Source organism: Albidovulum denitrificans (assembly GCF_002973535.1).
Classification (GTDB): domain Bacteria; phylum Pseudomonadota; class Alphaproteobacteria; order Rhodobacterales; family Rhodobacteraceae; genus Albidovulum; species Albidovulum denitrificans.
In genome coordinates, this window is record NZ_PVEP01000001.1 from 487,460 (window position 1) to 506,215 (window position 18,756).

Genomic DNA, 18,756 nt, shown 5'->3' on the forward strand with positions numbered 1-18,756 from the left:
GCCCCGGACGCGATCCGGGACCCCGGCAGTCACAAGCAAAGGTCCCGGAGCAAGTCCGGGACGGGGGGCGTCTCAAGGCCCCGCACAGGGTGACACACCCGACGTCGCAGGATGTAGGGGATCACAAAGGGGACCAGAGCGCTGGCGGGCGGCAAGTCCACTCACGCCCCGTCCCGGACCCGATCCGGGACCTCTACGGCCACAGGCGGAGGTCCCGGAGCAAGTCCGGGGCGGGTGTCGTCTCAAGGCCCCGCACAGGGTGACACACCCGACTTCGCAGGATGTAGGGATCGCAAAAGGGGGGCCAAACCGCAGGCGAGCCGAAAGTCCACTCATGCCCCGTCCCGGACCCGATCCGGGACCTCTACGGCCACAAGCGGAGGTCCCGGAGCAAGTCCGGGACGGCGCACCCTCAAGCCCTCACACCGCCCGCAGCCCCGCCATGAACCGCCGCGCGTTCGCCCGATACCCCTCCGCCGAGGCCAAAAGCTTTGCCCGCGCCGCGTCATCCAGCTCGCGCACGACCTTCCCCGGCGCCCCCATGACAAGCGATCCGTCGGGGATCACCTTGCCTTCGGTCACCAGCGCCCCTGCCCCGATCAGGCAGCCCTCGCCGATCACCGCGCCGTTCAGGATCGTCGCCCCCATGCCGATCAGCGTGCCGTTGCCGATGGTGCAGCCATGCAGCATCGCCTTGTGGCCGATGGTGCAATCCGCCCCCACGGTCAGGGGAAAGCCCATGTCGGTGTGGCAGACGACATTCTCCTGAACGTTCGTCCCGCGCCCGATATGGATCACCTCATTGTCGCCACGCAGCGTGACGCCGAACCAGATGCCCGCCTCATCCTCAAGCACGACCTTGCCCATCACATGCGCCCCCGGCGCGATCCAGACATCGCGGCCGATGGTGGGGGCGACCCCGTCCAGCGTATAGATCATCGCGCATCAAACTCCCTGTTCAGGCCGCGCACGAAGCCGGAGAGGTCCGGCTGACGGTCGCGGCGCATGCGTTCGGCGGTCAGGATCGTCTTCAGATCCGCCTCGGCCCGGTCCAGATCGTCGTTGACCAGGACATAGTCGTATTCCGCCCAATGGCTGATCTCGGCCTCGGACTTGGCCATCCGGCCCGCGATCACCTCATCGCTGTCCTGCGCGCGTGACCTCAACCGGCGTTCCAGTTCGGCGATCGAGGGCGGCAGGACGAAGATCGACACCACATCCTTGCCAAGGACCGAGTTGCGGATCTGCTGCCCGCCCTGCCAGTCGATGTCGAAAAGCGTATCGCGCCCCTCTTCCATCGCGGCCTGAACCGGCCCCTTGGGGGAGCCATAGAAATTGCCGAAGACCTCGGCATGTTCCAGCATCTCGCCTTCCGCCACCATCTTCTCGAACGCCGCGCGGCTGCGGAAATAGTATTCCCGCCCGTCCTCCTCGCCCGGACGGGGCGCGCGGGTGGTGGCGGAGACGGAAAAGCGCAAGGTCGGGTCCCAGGCCATCAGCCGTTTCGCCAGCGTCGACTTTCCCGCCCCGGAGGGCGACGACAGGATGATGAGCAAGCCCCTGCGTTTCATGATCATTCCACGTTCTGAACCTGTTCGCGCATCTGGTCGATCACGGTCTTGAGGTCAAGCCCGATCCGGGTCAGCGCCACATTGCCGGATTTCGAACAGAGCGTGTTCGCCTCGCGCATGAATTCCTGCATGAGGAAGTCGAACTTGCGGCCCACCGCGCCCTTTTCCGCCAGAAGCGCGCGGGCGGCGGCGATATGGGCGGTCAGGCGGTCCAGTTCCTCGGTCACGTCGGCCTTGACCACCATCAGCGCCAGTTCCTGCGCCACCCGGTCGGGGTCGGCCTGCGCGCCCGCCATGACGCGGGCGAGGTTTTCGGTCAGGGTCCGGGCGCTGTCGGCCCGGCGTGCCTCGGCGGCAAGCGCCGCCTCGCCCACCAGCGCGGCGATGCGGTCGATCTGGCCCGCGATCACGGCGGCGATGGCGGCGCCTTCGGCGGCGCGCATCGCGATGAGGTCGGCCAAAGCATCATCCAGCCCCGCCAGAAGCGCGGCAAGCAACGCCGCCGGGTCACCGCCCGCCGCCGCGACCTCGGTCACGCCTTTCAGCGCCAGCAGGTCGGCCGCCGTCGGATCGGCCAGCGCGATCCCCGCGGCCCCGGCCCGTGCGCGCACCTCGGCCAGCGCCGCCAGCGCCGCGTCGAGAGCGGCGGGGTTCACCCGCGCCGCCGCCTCGCCCGCCGCGCGGTCGAGCTTCAGCGACAGCGTCACGTTGCCGCGCCCCAGGCCCGCCGAAACCCGCGCCCGCGCGGCCTGTTCAAGCCCCTCGACCCCGTCCGGCAAGCGCAGCCGCAGGTCAAGGCCCTTGCCGTTCACCGACCGGATATCCCAAAGCCAGTCATATCCTTCCGCCGCCCCCCGCCGCGCCGCGAAGCCGGTCATGGAGCGGATGCCATGCTTAACCATTTAACAATTTTGCCTTTCTGTTGGCACACCGAACGGGTGTATCAAGGTCGCGTCATTTACTTTTCGGTAACTCTCGGACCGTAGGGTTAACAAAACCTGACTGTCGCCACAACGCGACCATATCCGGGACATACCGGCGAAGAGGCGGGGTAGCCATGTTTCAGGATGATTACGGACGGGACACGGTCGTCCCCTTTGCGCAGACGCGATCTTGCCTGCGGTTTCAAAGCATCTCCGTCGTCCGTGCCTATTGGGAGGCGCTGCGCGCCGGGCGCGATGTCCCCTACCGCTCCGAGATCGACCCGCGCGGCATCGAAACCGCGCTGGAACATACCTTCGTCCTTGAACGCATCGCGCCCCGTATCGCGCGCTTTCGCCTTGCCGGTGTGCATCTGTGCGACCTGATGGGGATGGAAGTGCGCGGGATGCCGATCACCGCCTTCTTCGCGCCCTCCGCGCGGGCCGAGGTCGAAGAGGTGCTGGCGCGCGTCTTCGAAGGGCCGGAAACGGCGGAGCTGAGCCTTGAGGGGGAGGTATCCCAGGGGCGCCCGCATATCGAGGCGAAGCTGCTTCTGCTGCCGATGAAAAGCGATCTGGGCGATGTCAGCCGCGCGCTTGGCTGTCTGGTCGCAAGCGGCCCCGTCGGGCGCACCCCGCGCCGGTTCCAGATCACCACCGCGCTGGTCAGGTCCACGCGCGACGCCGCCGATCTCCACCCGGCGCCCCCCTCGTTCACGGCCCCCTCCCGGGTTACGGCGCCGGTCACCGCCGGGTTCGCCGACAGTCCCGCGCCCTATAGCCCGGCCCGGCCGCACGGCAACCGCGCCGAACGGCCCTATCTGCGCCTTGTCACCTCCGCACCCGAATGACGCGAAAGGCGGGCGGACGACCGTCCCCCCGCCTTTGCCAGAAAGTGCGTACCAAAGCGTTTCGGGTTTGCGTTGAGAAAGCAAGTATCAGAATTCGAACGAAATAAGTTCGAATTCTGGGTCAGTGCAAACCCGAAATGCCATAGTGCGCGGCGGGCTACATGCCCGCCGCTTTTTGCATTTCGCGACGGTCCTGCAATTCCTCGGCGACAAGGAAGGCCAGTTCCAGAGATTGCGAGGCGTTCAGGCGCGGGTCGCAGGCGGTGTGGTAGCGGTCCGACAGATCCTCATCCGTCACGGCGCGCACGCCGCCGGTGCATTCGGTCACGTCCTTGCCGGTCATCTCGAAATGGACGCCGCCGGGGATCGTGCCTTCGGCCTTGTGGACCGCAAAGAACTCCCGCACCTCGCGCAGCACAGACTCGAACGGACGGGTCTTGTAGCCCGAGGCCGACTTGATCGTGTTGCCGTGCATCGGGTCGCAGGTCCAGACGACCTTGGCACCCTCTTCCTCGACCGCGCGGATCAGGCGCGGCAGGTGATCGCCGACCTTGCCCGCGCCGAAGCGTGCGATCAGGGTCAGCCGCCCGGCCTCATTGTCGGGGTTCAGCTTGCGGACCAGAACCTTCAGGTCGTCGGCGCTCAGCGAGGGGCCGCATTTCAGGCCGATCGGGTTCATCACGCCACGGCAGAATTCGACATGCGCGCCGTCGGGCTGACGGGTGCGGTCGCCGATCCAGATCATGTGGCCCGACCCCGCGATGGGTTGGCCCGAGGTGGAATCGATCCGGCAGAGCGCCTCTTCATATTCCAGAAGCAGCGCCTCATGGCTGGTGTAGAAATCGACCGCGCCCATCTGATGCACGTTCTGCGAGGTGACGCCGGCGGCGCCCATGAAGTCCATCGCGTCCTGAATCCGGCCCGCGACCTCACGGTATTTCTGCGCCTCGTCTTCCTCGGTGAAGCCGGAGATCCAGCTTTGCACCCGGTGCATGTCGGCGAAACCGCCGGTGGAAAAGGCGCGCAGCAGGTTCAGCGAGGCGGCCGCCTGCGTATAGGCCTGCAACATCCGCGCCGCGTCGGGTTCGCGCGATTCGGCGGTGAAATCGAAGCCATTGATGATGTCGCCCCGGTAGGAGGGCAGTTCCACCCCGCCCGCCGTTTCCGTCGGCGCGGACCGCGGCTTGGCGAACTGTCCCGCCATGCGGCCGATCTTGACCACCGGCAGCTTGGCGCCCCAGGTCAGCACGATGGCCATCTGCAACAGCACCTTGAACGTGTCGCGGATGTTGTCGGCCGAAAATTCGGCAAAGCTTTCCGCGCAATCGCCACCCTGAAGCAGGAAGGCGCGGCCCTCGGCCACGTCGCCAAGCTGGCGGCGCAGCTTGCGCGCCTCGCCGGCGAAGACCAGGGGTGGCATCCGCGACAGCTTCGCCTCGACCTCGGCCAGCGCGGCCGGGTCGGTATAGACCGGCATCTGCACCCTCGGCTTGTGTCTCCAATCCGATTTGGTCCATGCCCTGGTCATCGTTCTTCTCCTGAAGGCGTTAGCGTCAACGGACGGCTTATAGCCAAGGCGGGGGGGGCTTGCAATTCCTGCGCCACCCGCCCGAGACCACTTGCCGAGGTTCAGCAATAGTGGTTCTGTGCGCAAAACGACAGGTCAAGGTCGCATAATGTCCATCCCGCCCGCACGCAAACGTCAGGATACCCAGAACGGCCAGCCGCAGCGCCGCTTCGTCTTCCTGCTTCTCGACCGTTTCACCATGCTGTCCTTCGCCGGCGCGATCGAGCCTTTGCGGATCGCCAACCGGATTCTCGGGCGCAGGGCCTATATCTGGCTTCTGGCGGGGGAGAACGGGCAGGAAGCCACCTGTTCCAACGGTGCGGCCTTTCGTCTCGACATCGGGCTTGAGGAGATCGAGCGCGAGGACACGATCCTTGTCTGCGGCGGGATCGACGTGCAGCAGGCGACGACGAAGGCGATCCTGAACTGGCTGCGGCGCGAGGCGCGGCGGGGTGTGGCGGTCGGCGGGCTTTGCACCGCTTCCTATACGCTGGCCAAGGCCGGGCTTCTCGACGGCAAGCGCGCGACGATCCACTGGGAGAATCAGGACAGCTTCATCGAGGAATTCGAGGATGTAAAACTGACCAAGTCGGTCTTTGTCCTCGACGGCAACCGCATGTCCACGGCAGGCGGCACCGCCTCCATCGACCTGATGCTGAAGATCATCGCGCAGGACCATGGCGAAGAGGTCGCCAATACCGTCGCCGACCAGCTGATCTATTCCTCGATTCGCACCGATCAGGACATTCAGCGCCTGTCGATCCCGACCCGGATCGGGGTGCGCCACCCGAAGCTGAGCCAGGTCATCCAGATGATGGAATCCAACATCGAGGACCCGATCAGCCCGGCCGAACTGGCCACCCATGTCGGCATGTCCACGCGCCAGTTGGAACGGCTTTTCCGCCGCTATCTCAGCCGCAGCCCGAAACGCTATTACATGGAGTTGCGGTTGCAAAAGGCGCGGAACCTGCTGATGCAGACGGATATGAGCGTCATCAACGTGGCACTCGCCTGCGGCTTTGCCAGCCCCTCGCATTTCTCCAAATGCTACCGCGCGCATTACCAGACCACGCCCTACCGCGAACGCGGCAGCCAGGGGGCGCACGCCATCGCCACGCCGCGCCTGTCGTTCTGACCCGCCCTGCCGTTGCGTAAATATTCATCGCACTTTTCATTTTCCCTTGCCCGCTCTAGGCTTGGCGTCAGGATTTGATCCGACATGGGAGACTACAAATGAAGAAACTGCTTTGCGCCACGGCTGTGGCGGCGATTTCTGCGGCCGCCGCACAGGCCGAGGACATCAAGATCGGCGTGATCCTGGGCTTCACCGGCCCGCTGGAATCGATCACGCCCCACATGGCCGCGGGCGCGGAAATGGCGATGAAAGAGGTCTCGGACTCCGGCAAGCTGCTGGACGGTTCGACCGTGACCCCGGTGCGCGGGGATTCCACCTGTGTCGACGCCGCCGCCGCGACCGCCGCGGCCGAACGTCTGGTGACGACCGACAAGGTGAACGCGATCATGGGCGCCGACTGTTCCGGCGTGACCGGCGCGATCCTCGCCAACGTCGCGGTGCCGAACGGCGTCGTGATGATCTCGCCCTCCGCGACCTCGCCCGGTCTTTCGACCGCCGAGGATAACGGCCTCTTCTTCCGCACCGCGCCGTCGGATGCGCGCCAGGGCGAGGTGGTCGCCGCGATCCTGAAGGACCGTGGCATCGGATCGGTCGCGATTTCCTACACCAACAACGACTATGGCAAGGGGCTTGCGGAATCGATCCAGCGCAACTTCGAGGCCGCCGGTGGCAAGGTCACGATCTCGACCGCGCATGAGGACGGCAAGGCCGACTATTCGGCCGAGGTCGGATCGCTCGCATCGGCGGGCGGCGACGCGCTGGTCGTCGCGGGCTATGTCGACCAGGGCGGTTCTGGCGTCATCCAGGCCGCGCTCGACACTGGCGCCTTCTCCACCTTCGTGCTGCCGGACGGGATGTACGGCACCGTTCTGGAAGAGAAGTTCGGCACCTCGCTTGACGGCTCCTTCGGCGACGTGCCGGGCACCGACAGCCCCGGCGCCGCGACCTTTGTCGAGATGGCGACGGCGGCGGGCTTTGAAGGCACCTCCTCCTTCACCGGGGAAAGCTACGACGCGGCAGCGCTGATCATGCTGGCGATGCAGGCGGCGAAGTCCTCCTCCTCGGCCGATTTCAAGGACAAGGTCATGGACGTCGCCAACGCGCCGGGCGAGCCGATCTATCCGGGTGAGCTTGCCAAGGGTCTGGAACTGATCGCCGCAGGCACCGACATCGACTATGTCGGCGCGACGGCGGTGGAACTGATCGGGCCGGGCGAATCCGCGGGCAACTACCGCGAATACGAATTCAAGGACGGCAAGATCACCACGGTCGGCTTCCGCTGACCCCTTGAAACAGAAGGCAGCCCGGATTATGCCGGGCTGCCTTTCAAGAAGAACACGCCAGACGGCAAAGCCGCGGCAGCTGACAGGGTTGGGGGATACATGATCTCTGTGCATGGTCTGCACAAGCACTTTGGCGGATTCCGTGCCGTCGACGGGGCTTCGATCGAAATCGCCAAAGGCTCCATCACCGGGTTGATCGGACCGAACGGCGCCGGGAAATCCACCCTCTTCAACGTCATCGCCGGGGTCTATCAGCCGACCTCCGGCAAGGTCGTGATGGATGGCGAGGATATCACCGGCCTGCCGCCGCACGCGCTTTTCCACAAGGGTCTCTTGCGCACCTTCCAGATCGCGCATGAATTTTCGTCGATGACGGTGCGGGAAAACCTGATGATGGTTCCCGGCGGTCAGGTGGGCGAAACGCTGTGGAACACCTGGTTCAACCGCCGCCGCATCCGCGAGGAAGACCGCGCGCTGGCGAAAAAGGCCGACGATGTCCTTGATTTCCTGACGATTTCCCATCTTGCCGATGAAAAGGCGGGCAACCTGTCGGGTGGCCAGAAAAAGCTGCTTGAGCTTGGCCGCACGATGATGGTCGATGCCAAGATCGTCTTTCTGGATGAGGTCGGCGCGGGCGTGAACCGCACCCTTCTGAACACCATCGGCGACGCCATCGTGCGGCTGAACAAGGAACGCGGCTATACCTTCTGCGTGATCGAGCATGACATGGATTTCATCGGTCGCCTCTGCGACCCGGTGATCGTCATGGCCGAGGGCAAGGTGCTGGCCGAAGGCTCTGCCGCCAGCATCATGCAGAACGAGGCCGTCATCGAGGCCTACCTTGGCACCGGCCTGAAGAACAAGGTCAAGGCCGAGGCCGAAGCGGGGGCAAACGCATGAGCAGGTCTTCGAACCCCTATCAGGACGACCGCGGCAACAAGGACCGCTCCATCACCAAGGAGGGCGGCGGAGAGATCGACGCGACCCGCCAGAGCGGCCCGACCTCGGCCGCCAGCGGTGGCCCCTTCCTTGCGGCCGAGAACATGACCGGCGGCTATGGCGCGGCCGACATCCTGCATGACTGCACGCTGACCGTGGAAAAGGGTGAGATCGCCGTCATCGTCGGCCCGAACGGCGCGGGCAAATCGACCGCGATGAAGGCCGTCTTCGGCATGCTGAACCTGCGCGGCGGCCATGTGAAGCTGGATGGCGAAGATATTTCCGCGCTGACCCCGCAGGACCGCGTCGGCAAGGGCATGGGCTTTGTCCCGCAGGTCAACAACGTCTTCCCGTCCATGTCGGTCGAGGAAAACCTTGAAATGGGCGCCTTCATCCGGCGCGACGATTTCGGCAAGACCATGGAGCAGGTCTATGACCTGTTCCCGATCCTGAAGGAAAAGCGCCGCCAGCCCGCGGGCGAGCTGTCGGGCGGCCAGCGCCAGCAGGTCGCGGTGGGCCGCGCGCTGATGACCCAGCCAAAGCTTCTGATGCTGGACGAACCCACCGCCGGCGTCTCCCCCATCGTCATGGATGAGCTTTTCGACCGCATCATCGAGGTGGCCCGCACCGGCATCTCCATCCTGATGGTCGAACAGAACGCAAGGCAGGCGCTTGAGATCGCCGACAAGGGCTATGTCCTCGTCCAGGGCGCCAACAAATACACGGATACCGGGGAAGCGCTCTTGGCCGACCCCGAGGTCCGCCGCACCTTCCTGGGGGGGTGAGATGAGTGGGTTTTTTCCTTCGGCGGTCCTTCTCGCCCTGCTGGCCGCGGCGCCTGCCCCGGCGCAGGAGCTTGAGATCTGCACCTGGCGTCAGGTGATCCTCGGGCAGGCGCGGGACATTCCCCGGCGGGTCGATCTGGTCACCGTGATCTACCGGGCGCCCGAGGGCAGCCCCTGGGCCGGGTCGGGCTTTGCCGAGGGGTCTTCCGTCGGCGATCTGGTCGTCTTTGCCTCTGATGAGATTCCGCTGGGCGAAACCATCGAAGACGGCCGGCTTTCCGCCCTGCCCTTCGATCGGGATCGAATCGCCGGGCCGATCCGGGTTCTTGACGATGCAGCCATGCAGATGGGCGCCATGGGGGATGAGGGCATGATGGTCTCGCTCGGCGGCCGGACCAGCAAGGTCGGGAAGCCCGACGTTTTCTCCGACACGTTCGAACCGGACGGTGCGCGGCTTTACGTCACCGGCGGCCTGGGAATTCAGCTCGATTACAAGGGAAGCTGCCAATGGCTCGACTGACCCGCCCGCAATCCCGTCCCGACCCAGAAGCGGAGTTTCAGATCTGATGGACCTTCTCAACGCGCTCGTCACGCTTCTGAACTTCGTCGTGATCCCGGCGGCCTCCTACGGGGCGCAGCTGGCCCTTGGCGCGCTTGGCGTCACGCTGATCTACGGCATCCTGCGCTTTTCCAACTTCGCGCATGGCGACACGATGGCCTTCGGGACCGCGATGGTGATCCTCTTCACATGGTGGTTGCAGGGCATGGGCGTCCACCTTGGCCCCCTGCCGACCGCCCTTCTCGCCCTGCCCTTCGGGATCGCGGTGACCGCCGCGCTGGTCCTGTTCACCGACCGCGCCGTCTATCGCTTCTACCGACGACAGAAGGCGGCGCCGGTGATCCTTGTCATCGTCTCCATGGGCGTGATGTTCATCATGAACGGCGTCACCCGTTTCATCATCGGGGTGGAAGAGATCCGGTTCGAGGATGGTGAGCGGTTCGTCATCACGGCGGGCGAGTTCAAGAAGATGACGGGCCTGGCCGAAGGGCTGGCCTTCCGGTCCACCCAGGCCATCACCATCGTCACCGCGATCATCGTCGTGGCGGCGCTGTTCTGGTTCCTGAACCGCACCCGCACGGGCAAGTCGATGCGGGCCTTTTCGGATAATGAGGATCTGGCGCTTCTGTCGGGCATCAACCCCGAACGGGTCGTCGCCGTGACATGGATCATCGCGGCGGGCCTCGCCACCATCGCGGGCACGCTTTACGGGTTGGACAAGGCGTTCAAGGCCTTCAACTACTTTCAGCTTCTGCTGCCGATCTTCGCCTCCGCCATCGTCGGTGGCCTTGGCAGCCCGCTTGGCGCCATCGCGGGCGGCTTCCTTGTGGCCTTTTCCGAAGTCGGCTTCACCTATGCGTGGAAGAAGGTCGCGACCTATGTCCTGCCCGACAGCCTGGCCCCGGACAGCCTGTTGCAGCTGATGTCCACCGATTACAAGTTCGCGGTCTCCTTCGCGATCCTGATCATCGTCCTTCTGTTCAAGCCCACAGGCCTCTTCCAGGGGAAATCGGTATGAGCAATCAGCTGCGCAACATCCTTCTTTTCGGCTTTGTCGGGCTTTTGATCGTGCTGGAAGGCACGACGACGATGGGCGGTCTTTTCGGCGGCAGTTGGAACACCGCGCTCGGCATCCTGAACATGGGGCTGATCTCTGCCATCCTCGCGCTTGGCGTGAACATGCAATGGGGCTATGCGGGGCTTTTCAACGTCGGTGTGGTGGGCTTCGTGGCGCTTGGCGGGCTGGCGCCGGTCCTGATCGCCACCCCGCCGGTGGCGGCTGTGTGGACCGCGGGGGGCGCGTTCCGCATCCTTTTCGCGCTGGCCTTCGGGGCGGCGGTGATCGGCGCGGCGATTTTCCTCAACAAGCGGATGCGCGGCAAGGCCAGGGCGCTGGCCATGCTTGCGCTCTTGATCGCGGGGTTCTTCCTCTTCCGCGCCATCTTCGACCCGGCGGTGACCCTTGTCGAAGGCTATCAGCCCGCGACCCATTCCAATATCGGCGGGCTGGGCCTGCCGGTCCTGCTCGCCTGGCCGGTGGGCGGGCTCTTCGCCGCAGGCGCCGCCTGGATCATCGGCAAGACCGCGCTTGGCCTGCGCTCCGACTACCTCGCCATCGCGACGCTGGGGATTGCCGAAATCATCATCGCGGTGATGAAGAACGAGGACTGGCTGGCGCGCGGCGTGAAGAACGTGATCGGCATCCCGCGCCCGGTCCCCTATGAGGTCGACCTGCAACAAAGCGCGGGGTTCGTCGAGTTCGCGGAGCGCTTCGGCTCCGATCCCGTCACCGCCTCGACCGTGGTGGTAAAGCTGCTTTACGCGCTTCTTTTCGTCGCGGTGCTGGCGATCATCATGTGGGCGGCGCAGCTGGCGCTGAACTCCCCCTGGGGCCGGATGATGCGCGCCATCCGCGACAATGAGACGGCGGCAGAGGCGATGGGCAAGAACGTCACCCGCCGCCACCTTCAGATCTTCATCATCGGGTCCGCCATCTGCGGCCTTGCGGGTGCGATGATCGTGACGCTCGACAGCCAGCTGACACCCGGCACCTACAACCCGCTGCGCTTCACCTTCCTTGTCTGGGTCATGGTGATCGTCGGCGGATCGGGCAACAACTGGGGCGCGATCCTGGGCGGGTTCCTGATCTGGTTCCTGTGGATCAAGGTCGAACCCTGGGGCAACCAGCTGATGCAGCTTGTGACCTACGGCATGGCCGACGGCGCGCTGAAACGGCACCTTCTGGACAGCGCCGCGCATATGCGCCTGCTGACGATGGGGCTGGTGCTGCTTCTGGTGCTGCGGTTCAGCCCACGGGGCCTTATTCCCGAGAAGTAAGGGCCGAGGCGGGCCAGAAGCCGTACTCGATGCGGTTGTAACGCTCTGTTTCCGCCGGGGCGATGTCCAGCGCCTTGACCGGGCCAAAGATCAACCCGTCGGGATGGGCGCTGGCCCAGTCCGTCAGCGCCGCCGCATCGGCGGGCGTGGCAACCGGCGCCGTCAACCGCGCGGCAAAGTTGAATTCGGCGTTATAGGGCATGCCGGTGACCGCCAGCCCGCCGGCCTCTGCCGCCGACAGCCGCGCGGCGATGGCGCGGCCGTCATAGCCACCGCGCAACCCCGTCGCCGCGATCAGCGCGTGTAGCGCCACGACAAGCCCGATACCGGCCACCGCGAAACCGCCCATGCCGGGCGTGATCCAGCTGATCGCCGCCAGCACGAAGGCCAGAAGCGCCACGCCGAAGACCGCGATCCGTGGCACCAGAAGGCCCGCATCGCCGCTGGCCGGGATCAGGCCCACCGCATAACCGATCAGGGCAAGGCCCAGCACGATCAGCGCGGCGGGCGCGTATTGGCGGGCGTGGATCTGCAACCGCTCCATCCCGAAGGAGCGGGCGAAAAGCAGCGCCATGGCGGGGTATTCCGGCAAAAGGTAATGCGCCTGCTTGCCGGAGATGAGCGAGAACAACACCAGCCCCGACAGCGCCCAGATCAGGCAAAGCCTTGCGGGCCGGCTGTCACGCACTGCGGCCACCAGCGCGGGCCAGACGGCAAGCGACCAGCCCCAGGGGAAGAGCAGCACCGGCAGCAGCGCCGCCAGGAACCAGATGGGCCGGTCATGCGCCATCCCGCCAGCGACCCGCGCGGCGGACTGGGTCCAGAGAAGCTCCTCCCGATAGGCGGGTGTCCCGCCGATGACGGCAGGCACCAGCCAGACGGCGACCAGCACCAACCCGACCACCAGCGACAAAAGCCCGCCTTTCGCCATCGCCCCCACGCTGGGCGGGTTCGGCGCCCAGAAGCGCAGCGTCAGGAACGGAACAGCCAGGTGGACAAGGATCACCGGCCCCTTGGCATAGGTCCCAAGCGCCAGGAACAGCCCGAACAGCGCCCAGTCGATCATCCGGTCGGCGCCCAGCCCGATCCGCCACAGCGCCCAGATGCCCCCCAGCACCGCGACCGTCAGCATGCTGTCGAACATCGTCGCGCTGCCATAGATGGCAAAGACCGAAAATCCCGCCATCGCCAGCGCCGCGCGCCCGCCGACACCCCGGTCGATGGGCCAGAACATCCGCGCCAGCGCCCCCGTCACCCCCACCGCGACCAGCGCGAAGGCGGGCGCCACCAGCCGGGCGGCAAATTCGTTCACCCCCGTCCCCAGCCAGACAAGGTTGATAAGCCAGAAAAGAAGCGGCGGCTTGTGGGTGTAAAGGTCGAAGTTCCGCGTCAGATGCGCCAGATCGCCGGTCAGGTGCATCTCCCACGCGACGTCGAGATAGCGCGTCTCGTCAATCGGCAGCAGCGGAACGGAAACGATGTGAAGCAACACGAGAAGTGCGAAGACGACAAGCGTCAGGGGCAATGCGATACGAATCGAACCGTCCTCCCAGGGAACCGTCACGGGGTTGGACCCGTGCTACCCGATCGGCTTGGCCGGGTCCACGTTTCGCACCGCCCCCGGCCCGCGCGGCGCGGCGCATTTCACGACAATTGCGCTGGGTCACCGCCCAAAAGCGACATCATCTGTCGAAAACCGATGCTCACCCACCCGCAGCCTTTGTAAACATCGGCGCGAAACAGATGCCCGAACAAGGCGCAGCCGGAGGTCACTTATGAAATCGCATGCACAGGTCGTCGTCATCGGGGGCGGCGTCGTCGGATGCTCCGTCCTCTACCACCTGACGAAATACGGCTGGAAAGACGTGATGCTGATCGAACGCTCGGTCCTTACCTCCGGCTCCACCTGGCACGCGGCGGGCGGGTTCCACACGCTGAACGGCGACACCAACATGGCCGCGCTTCAGGGCTACACGATCGGGCTTTACAAGGAGCTTGAGGCGATCACCGGCATGAATTGCGGGTTGCACCACGTCGGCGGCATCACGCTGGCCGACAATCAGGCCCGGTTCGAGATGCTGAAGGCCGAACGCGCCAAGCACCGCTACATGGGCCTGCATACCGAGGTGCTTGGCCCCGATGAGATCCGCGATTTCACCTATGGTCAGGTCAACCTCGACGGCATCATCGGCGCGCTTTACGATCCGCTGGACGGCCATCTCGACCCGTCCGGCACCACGCAGGCCTATGCCAAGGCGGCCAGGATGGGCGGCGCGGAGATCGTCGAACACAACCGCGTGCTGGAAACCAACCCCCGCCCCGACGGCACATGGGATGTGGTGACCGAACAGGGGACCGTCCACGCCGAACATATCGTCAACGCCGGCGGTCTCTGGGCGCGCGAGGTGGGCGCGATGGCGGGCGTCTACCTGCCGCTTCTGCCGATGGCGCACCAGTACCTTGTCACCGATGACGTGCCGGAGATCGTTGAGATCCTGAAATCCGGCAAGGAATTCCCGCATGTCATGGACCCCGGCGGCGAAAGCTATCTGCGCCAGGAGGGCCGTGGCTTCTGCATCGGCTTTTACGAAAAACCGTGTGAGCCTTGGGCCGTCGATGGCACGCCCTGGACTTTCGGCCACGAACTGCTGCCCGATGAGCTGGACAAGATCGAGGACAGCGTCACCTTCGCCTATGCCCGCTTCCCCGCGCTGCAAAAGGCGGGCGTGAAAAGCGTGATCCACGGCCCCTTCACCTTTGCCCCCGACGGCAACCCGCTGATGGGTCCGGTGCCGGGCCTGCGCAACTACTGGTCGGCCTGCGCGGTCATGGCCGGGTTCAGCCAGGGCGGCGGCATGGGCAAGTCGCTGGCGGAATGGATGATCCATGGCGAGACAGAGGTCGACCCGCGCGGCTTTGACGTCGCGCGCTTCGGCAAGTGGACCAGCCCCGGCTACACCGTCCCGAAGGTGATCGAGAACTACCAGATGCGGTTCTCGGTCAGCTACCCGAACGAGGAACGCCCCGCCGCCCGCCCCTTCCGCACCACGCCGATGTACGACATCTTCGACGGCATGGGCGCGGTCTGGGGCCAACAATACGGACTTGAGGTCGCGAACTACTTCGCCCTGCCGGGCGAGTCGCGCTATGAAACGCCCTCCTTCAAACGCTCGAACGCATGGGAGGCGACGGCGCGTGAGGTCCGCGCGGTGCGCGAGGCGGTCGGCATCAACGAGGTGCAGAACTTCGGCAAGTTCCGCGTGACGGGGCCGAATGCACGCGCCTGGCTCGACCGGATCATGGCGGGCGCGATCCCGAAGCCGGGGCGGCTGTCGCTGACCCCGATGCTTAGCCCTAAGGGCAAGATCATCGGCGATTTCACCGTCACCTGCCTCAGCGAGACGGAATTCCGCATCACCGGCAGCTACGGCGCGCAGGATCAGCACCTGCGCTGGTTCGAGGCCAACCTTGACGATGGCGTGACCGTCGAAAACCTCTCTGACCGGATCACCGGCTTTCAGATCGCAGGCCCCCGCGCCCGCGACCTTCTGGCCAGCGTCACCCGCGCAGACGTTTCCGCTGAGGCGTTCAAGTTCATGGATGCGAAACAGATCACGGTCGGGATGGTCGATTGTCTCGTCCAGCGCGTCAGTTACACCGGCGATCTTGGGTATGAGATCTATTGCGACTTCATGAAGCAGCGCGCGCTCTGGAACGCGCTCTGGCCCGCCGGGCAGGAGTTCGGCCTGAAACCCTTCGGGATGCGGGCGATGATGTCGCTGCGTCTGGACAAGCTCTTCGGGTCCTGGGCGCGGGAATTCAGCCCCGACTACTTCCCCGGCGAAACCGGCATCGACCGCTTCATCCGCTGGAACAAGGCGGCCGACTGGATCGGCAAGGCGCCCGCGATGAAGGAAAAGGCCGAAGGCCCGGCGCGCGTCAGCTGCGCCTTCGTCGTCGATGCGACGGACGCCGATGTGGTCGCCTATGAGCCGATCTGGATCGGTGACAAGGTCGTGGGCTTCTGCACCTCGGGCGGGTATTCGCACTGGACCGGCAAGTCCATCGCCATGGGCTTCCTGCCCGCCGACCTGGCCGACACCCGCGATGTGGAGATCGAGATCCTTGGCGAACGGCGCAAGGCGACGCGGATCGACGGCCCGCTTTGGGACGCCGACGGGGCGCGGATGCGGGGCTGATCCCGGCCCCTTGCCGGAAAGCGGGGGGCGGAGGATACTGGCGGGGCAGACCCGTCAGGCAGAAAGACCCGTGATATGGAAGAGGTGCTGATCCTCATCCCCGCCGCCGGGGCATCGTCCCGGATGCGGGGGGCGGACAAGCTGATGCAGGATGTGGGCGGCGAACCGGCGCTGCGCCGGGCCGCCCGGATCGCGCGCGCAACCGGCGCGCGGGTCGTGGTGACGCTGCCCGAGGGCGGCCCCCACGCCACCGCCCGGCGCGCGGGCCTTCAGGGCCTTGACGTGCAGGCGATCACGGTGGCCGACGCGCATGAAGGGATGGCGGCCTCGCTGCGCGCGGGCGTCGCCTGGGCGCAGTCCGTGCCGGGGCTGATGGTGATGCTGCCCGACATGCCGGGCATCGGGACCGAGGACCTGACCACCCTTCTCGCGGCCTTCGACACCGACCCCACGCGGCCCGTCCGCGCGGCAGCCGAGGACGGGACACCCGGCCACCCGGTCATCTTCCCGCGCCGCCTTTACCCCGAAATCGCTGTCCTGACCGGCGATGTCGGCGGGCGCGCGCTTTTGCAAGGGGAAGAGGTGCGCGTGGTCATGCGCCCTGGCCAGCGCGCGATATGCGATCTGGACTCGCCGGAGGATTGGGAGAACTGGCGAGGGGGCGGGGCCTGATCAGGCCGCCGCGCTCAGCCCCGCCATATCGGCACAGTGCCGCGCCGGTCCGCCGTAAGAGACAAGCCCCGCCGGGCGCGCAAGTTCCGGGAAGATCGTCAGGATCTCACGCAGCTGGGCCGAGTGGACACCGGCCAGCGCATCGGCATCGGGCAGGAAGCTTTCGCTCCACGCGCCTTCGGAACAGATCACCTCATGCGCGTCGAACATCAGGTGGTAATAGATCACGCCGCCTTGGCCTGCGACGGCAATCCCGTCACGCGCCGTCAGCGAAATCGCAGGGACCAGCACCTCCCCGCCGCCTTCGGGGGCGCGGATCAGCATCCGGTGCTGCGGGCTGACGGTCAGGTCGGCCGAGGGCAGCAGCCCGTCCAGTGCACCGGCGGCGATGGTCACGGGGCGCAGTTCGGGAAAGTCGGTCAGGGTCTCTTCGGTGAATTCGCGCGCGCCGATCCAGCGGATCGGGCGATAGCCGTGATCGCGGGTCAACACGCGGTCGCCGACGCGCAGATCCTCGACCGCGACGGCACCGCGATCGGTCGCGATACGGCAGCCCGCGACAAAACAAGGCGTGTAAGGCGCCTTGCCGGTATTTGTTTTCCTACGAATGGTCATCCCCACCGAACCGTCGCACCCGGAACACATCACAAACTCCACCAACAGTGCCATTTTTATGGCAGCACGGCGGGTCTTATAGAAAGGAATTCTGGCGCGATTAGGGATGCATGAAGGCAGCCGGTGACCGGAAAGTCACAGTGATATGGCGACAGCACAGATTTTTCGGAACTTTACCCCGAATTCACGACTTTTTTGCCCCACCGCCTTCCCATCCCCCATGCCTGAGAGAATCACCAAACCACTAGTGGATGGGTCCTGTAGGTTGCGGACCGCACAACTTGTAGTTGGGGGAAAGCGCCGGAAAAATCTCCCCCAGCTCATTGCGCTGCGCGTTCCCAAGACCGTTGAGGGAGATGTCGGCAGGCTGAAACAGCTCACACCAGCAGCCGTTCGCCAGCACCATTTCATGCTCGGCGCACATCGCATGGATATAGGTCACGCCCAGCATCGGAACGCTCTGAACGGTGCGGTTGTTGACCAGATGTTTCGCCGCGACCAGCGCGAGGTGGTCGGCGAAACAAAGCGCGGTGCGGTCGCTTTCGACAAGGATGCGCTGGTTGGGCGCGACCATCATGTCGGTGGCGGGCAGCCCGTCGCCAAGGCTGCCCCGGCGCAGAAGGACCGGGCGCAGGTGCGGCGCGGCTTGCAGCGCGGCATAATCGACGGTGCGGCGGTCGGTCCAGATGATCCGGCGCAACCCGTTGTCGCGGGTGATGACGGTATCGCCGGGGCGCAGGTCCTCGGCCATGACGGGGCCACGCGGGGTGGCGATCGGCGTTCCGGGGGTAAAGCAGGTCACGCGGAGATGCCCCCCATCCGCGCGGGGGCGGCATTCGTCAGGGCGGCGCCCGCGCGCATCGCATCGGGACGGCAGCCCCCGCCGATGCTGGCGCGCGAAGCGCCGCCCTTGCCCGCGGCGGGTCCGGCGGCTGCGCCAAGGGGCGCGGGCCGCCGAGGGCCGTCGGGTGATCTCTCAAGCGCGGTCCCGCAGGATCGCGGGGGGCTGATCGCGCCCCCGTCTGGCAGTGTCGTGCCGGCGGTGTCCCCCACCATGGCGTTACCCTCGCGCGGACCCAGGGCCCGCGTCTTCCTGTCCCCTGTCTGGCGGTTGCTGACAGGGTCCCCACCCCACACGGTCACCGCCGGTTCGTGGGCAAAGCTTAACGCCGCCGGGGGACGGACCCCAAGCGAAACGGCGGGGAATGTGACGGAATTATGTCGAAGAGGGGAAAGACGGGCGTTCCCGACCCGGCGACAATCTTTCGGAAATCGGCGCGGTATCCGCCTTGCCGGACGGAATCAGGCGGTGATTGGCGCCAC

Annotated in this window: 17 protein-coding genes; 10 read left to right on the forward strand and 7 right to left on the reverse strand. The window is 65.8% G+C overall.

Going from position 1 to position 18,756, the window contains the following annotated elements:
- Nucleotides 1–420 precede the first annotated feature (420 nt).
- Genes LX70_RS02300 through LX70_RS02310 form a run of 3 tightly spaced genes read right to left on the reverse strand, consistent with a single transcriptional unit; the run spans nt 421 to nt 2,473 of the window.
- Entirely contained in the window at nt 421–939 is a 519-nt protein-coding gene (locus LX70_RS02300; protein ID WP_105512909.1) for a gamma carbonic anhydrase family protein, read from the reverse strand.
- Entirely contained in the window at nt 936–1,571 is a 636-nt protein-coding gene (gene gmk / locus LX70_RS02305) for a guanylate kinase (RefSeq protein WP_105513559.1), read from the reverse strand. Before gmk ends, LX70_RS02300 begins: the two co-directional genes overlap by 4 nt.
- Before the next feature lie 2 nt (nt 1,572–1,573).
- A complete protein-coding gene (locus LX70_RS02310) occupies nt 1,574–2,473 on the reverse strand; it encodes a YicC/YloC family endoribonuclease (protein ID WP_245884899.1) in 900 nt (299 codons plus the stop codon).
- Nucleotides 2,474–2,628: 155 nt separating this feature from the next.
- Between LX70_RS02310 and LX70_RS02315 the strand changes: the two genes are divergently transcribed.
- On the forward strand, nt 2,629–3,342 hold the full coding sequence (locus tag LX70_RS02315) for a PAS domain-containing protein (RefSeq protein WP_105512911.1): 714 nt from the start codon (nt 2,629–2,631) through the stop codon (nt 3,340–3,342).
- 157 nt (nt 3,343–3,499) lie between these two features.
- Here the strand turns inward: LX70_RS02315 and LX70_RS02320 are convergent, their stop codons facing one another.
- Nucleotides 3,500–4,870 (reverse strand): class II 3-deoxy-7-phosphoheptulonate synthase, encoded by a 1,371-nt coding sequence (locus LX70_RS02320; protein WP_105512912.1) that lies wholly within the window; start codon nt 4,868–4,870, stop codon nt 3,500–3,502.
- 148 nt (nt 4,871–5,018) lie between these two features.
- Here LX70_RS02320 and LX70_RS02325 point away from each other — a divergent pair, with 148 nt between their 5' ends.
- The 7 genes from LX70_RS02325 (at nt 5,019) to LX70_RS02355 (ending at nt 11,947) form a co-directional block, all read left to right on the forward strand.
- Nucleotides 5,019–6,044 carry a GlxA family transcriptional regulator gene (locus LX70_RS02325; RefSeq protein ID WP_105512913.1) on the forward strand — a complete coding sequence of 342 codons (1,026 nt, stop codon included), beginning with the start codon at nt 5,019–5,021 and terminating at the stop codon, nt 6,042–6,044.
- Between the two features lie 98 nt (nt 6,045–6,142).
- Nucleotides 6,143–7,327, forward strand: coding sequence for an ABC transporter substrate-binding protein (locus tag LX70_RS02330; protein ID WP_105512914.1), 1,185 nt, complete (start codon nt 6,143–6,145; stop codon nt 7,325–7,327).
- Between the two features lie 99 nt (nt 7,328–7,426).
- Nucleotides 7,427–8,227, forward strand: coding sequence for an ABC transporter ATP-binding protein (locus LX70_RS02335; protein WP_105512915.1), 801 nt, complete (start codon nt 7,427–7,429; stop codon nt 8,225–8,227).
- The gene (locus LX70_RS02340) at nt 8,224–9,051 is read left to right on the forward strand and encodes an ABC transporter ATP-binding protein (protein WP_211301648.1); all 828 of its coding nucleotides are present in this window, start codon (nt 8,224–8,226) and stop codon (nt 9,049–9,051) included. The genes LX70_RS02335 and LX70_RS02340 overlap by 4 nt, the downstream gene beginning before the upstream one ends.
- Before the next feature lies 1 nt (nt 9,052).
- Nucleotides 9,053–9,571, forward strand: coding sequence for a hypothetical protein (locus tag LX70_RS02345; protein ID WP_105512916.1), 519 nt, complete (start codon nt 9,053–9,055; stop codon nt 9,569–9,571).
- 46 nt (nt 9,572–9,617) lie between these two features.
- Entirely contained in the window at nt 9,618–10,628 is a 1,011-nt protein-coding gene (locus tag LX70_RS02350) for a branched-chain amino acid ABC transporter permease (RefSeq protein ID WP_105512917.1), read from the forward strand.
- Entirely contained in the window at nt 10,625–11,947 is a 1,323-nt protein-coding gene (locus LX70_RS02355) for a branched-chain amino acid ABC transporter permease (RefSeq protein WP_105512918.1), read from the forward strand. Before LX70_RS02350 ends, LX70_RS02355 begins: the two co-directional genes overlap by 4 nt.
- Here the strand turns inward: LX70_RS02355 and LX70_RS02360 are convergent.
- The gene (locus LX70_RS02360; protein ID WP_146111530.1) at nt 11,931–13,511 is read right to left on the reverse strand and encodes an ArnT family glycosyltransferase; all 1,581 of its coding nucleotides are present in this window, start codon (nt 13,509–13,511) and stop codon (nt 11,931–11,933) included. The genes LX70_RS02355 and LX70_RS02360 overlap by 17 nt on opposite strands.
- Nucleotides 13,512–13,722: 211 nt before the next feature.
- Between LX70_RS02360 and LX70_RS02365 the strand changes: the two genes are divergently transcribed.
- Together LX70_RS02365 and LX70_RS02370 are read left to right on the forward strand one after the other, a co-directional pair.
- Complete coding sequence (locus LX70_RS02365) at nt 13,723–16,146, forward strand: GcvT family protein (RefSeq protein ID WP_105512920.1); 2,424 nt, start codon at nt 13,723–13,725, stop codon at nt 16,144–16,146.
- Between the two features lie 75 nt (nt 16,147–16,221).
- Nucleotides 16,222–16,818, forward strand: a complete 597-nt coding sequence (locus LX70_RS02370) for a nucleotidyltransferase family protein (RefSeq protein WP_105512921.1) — start codon at nt 16,222–16,224, stop codon at nt 16,816–16,818.
- Here the strand turns inward: LX70_RS02370 and LX70_RS02375 are convergent, their stop codons facing one another.
- Entirely contained in the window at nt 16,819–17,433 is a 615-nt protein-coding gene (locus tag LX70_RS02375) for a Hint domain-containing protein (RefSeq protein WP_211301649.1), read from the reverse strand. It abuts the gene before it with no gap.
- Nucleotides 17,434–17,677: 244 nt separating this feature from the next.
- The gene (locus tag LX70_RS02380; protein ID WP_170076095.1) at nt 17,678–18,235 is read right to left on the reverse strand and encodes a Hint domain-containing protein; all 558 of its coding nucleotides are present in this window, start codon (nt 18,233–18,235) and stop codon (nt 17,678–17,680) included.
- Between the last annotated feature and the right edge of the window lie 521 nt (nt 18,236–18,756).

Excerpts from the sequence above, each read along its gene's own strand:
- LX70_RS02370 (WP_105512921.1), top strand. The coding sequence starts at position 16,222 with ATGGAAGAGGTGCTGATCCTCATCCCCGCCGCCGGGGCATCGTCCCGG.
- LX70_RS02355 (WP_105512918.1), top strand. The coding sequence starts at position 10,625 with ATGAGCAATCAGCTGCGCAACATCCTTCTTTTCGGCTTTGTCGGGCTT.
- LX70_RS02310 (WP_245884899.1), bottom strand. The coding sequence starts at position 2,473 with ATGGTTAAGCATGGCATCCGCTCCATGACCGGCTTCGCGGCGCGGCGG.
- LX70_RS02315 (WP_105512911.1), top strand. The coding sequence starts at position 2,629 with ATGTTTCAGGATGATTACGGACGGGACACGGTCGTCCCCTTTGCGCAG.
- LX70_RS02320 (WP_105512912.1), bottom strand. The coding sequence starts at position 4,870 with ATGACCAGGGCATGGACCAAATCGGATTGGAGACACAAGCCGAGGGTG.
- LX70_RS02340 (WP_211301648.1), top strand. The coding sequence starts at position 8,224 with ATGAGCAGGTCTTCGAACCCCTATCAGGACGACCGCGGCAACAAGGAC.
- LX70_RS02365 (WP_105512920.1), top strand. The coding sequence starts at position 13,723 with ATGAAATCGCATGCACAGGTCGTCGTCATCGGGGGCGGCGTCGTCGGA.
- LX70_RS02345 (WP_105512916.1), top strand. The coding sequence starts at position 9,053 with ATGAGTGGGTTTTTTCCTTCGGCGGTCCTTCTCGCCCTGCTGGCCGCG.
- LX70_RS02300 (WP_105512909.1), bottom strand. The coding sequence starts at position 939 with ATGATCTATACGCTGGACGGGGTCGCCCCCACCATCGGCCGCGATGTC.
- LX70_RS02330 (WP_105512914.1), top strand. The coding sequence starts at position 6,143 with ATGAAGAAACTGCTTTGCGCCACGGCTGTGGCGGCGATTTCTGCGGCC.
- LX70_RS02375 (WP_211301649.1), bottom strand. The coding sequence starts at position 17,433 with ATGACCATTCGTAGGAAAACAAATACCGGCAAGGCGCCTTACACGCCT.
- LX70_RS02350 (WP_105512917.1), top strand. The coding sequence starts at position 9,618 with ATGGACCTTCTCAACGCGCTCGTCACGCTTCTGAACTTCGTCGTGATC.
- LX70_RS02335 (WP_105512915.1), top strand. The coding sequence starts at position 7,427 with ATGATCTCTGTGCATGGTCTGCACAAGCACTTTGGCGGATTCCGTGCC.
- gmk (WP_105513559.1), bottom strand. The coding sequence starts at position 1,571 with ATGAAACGCAGGGGCTTGCTCATCATCCTGTCGTCGCCCTCCGGGGCG.
- LX70_RS02325 (WP_105512913.1), top strand. The coding sequence starts at position 5,019 with ATGTCCATCCCGCCCGCACGCAAACGTCAGGATACCCAGAACGGCCAG.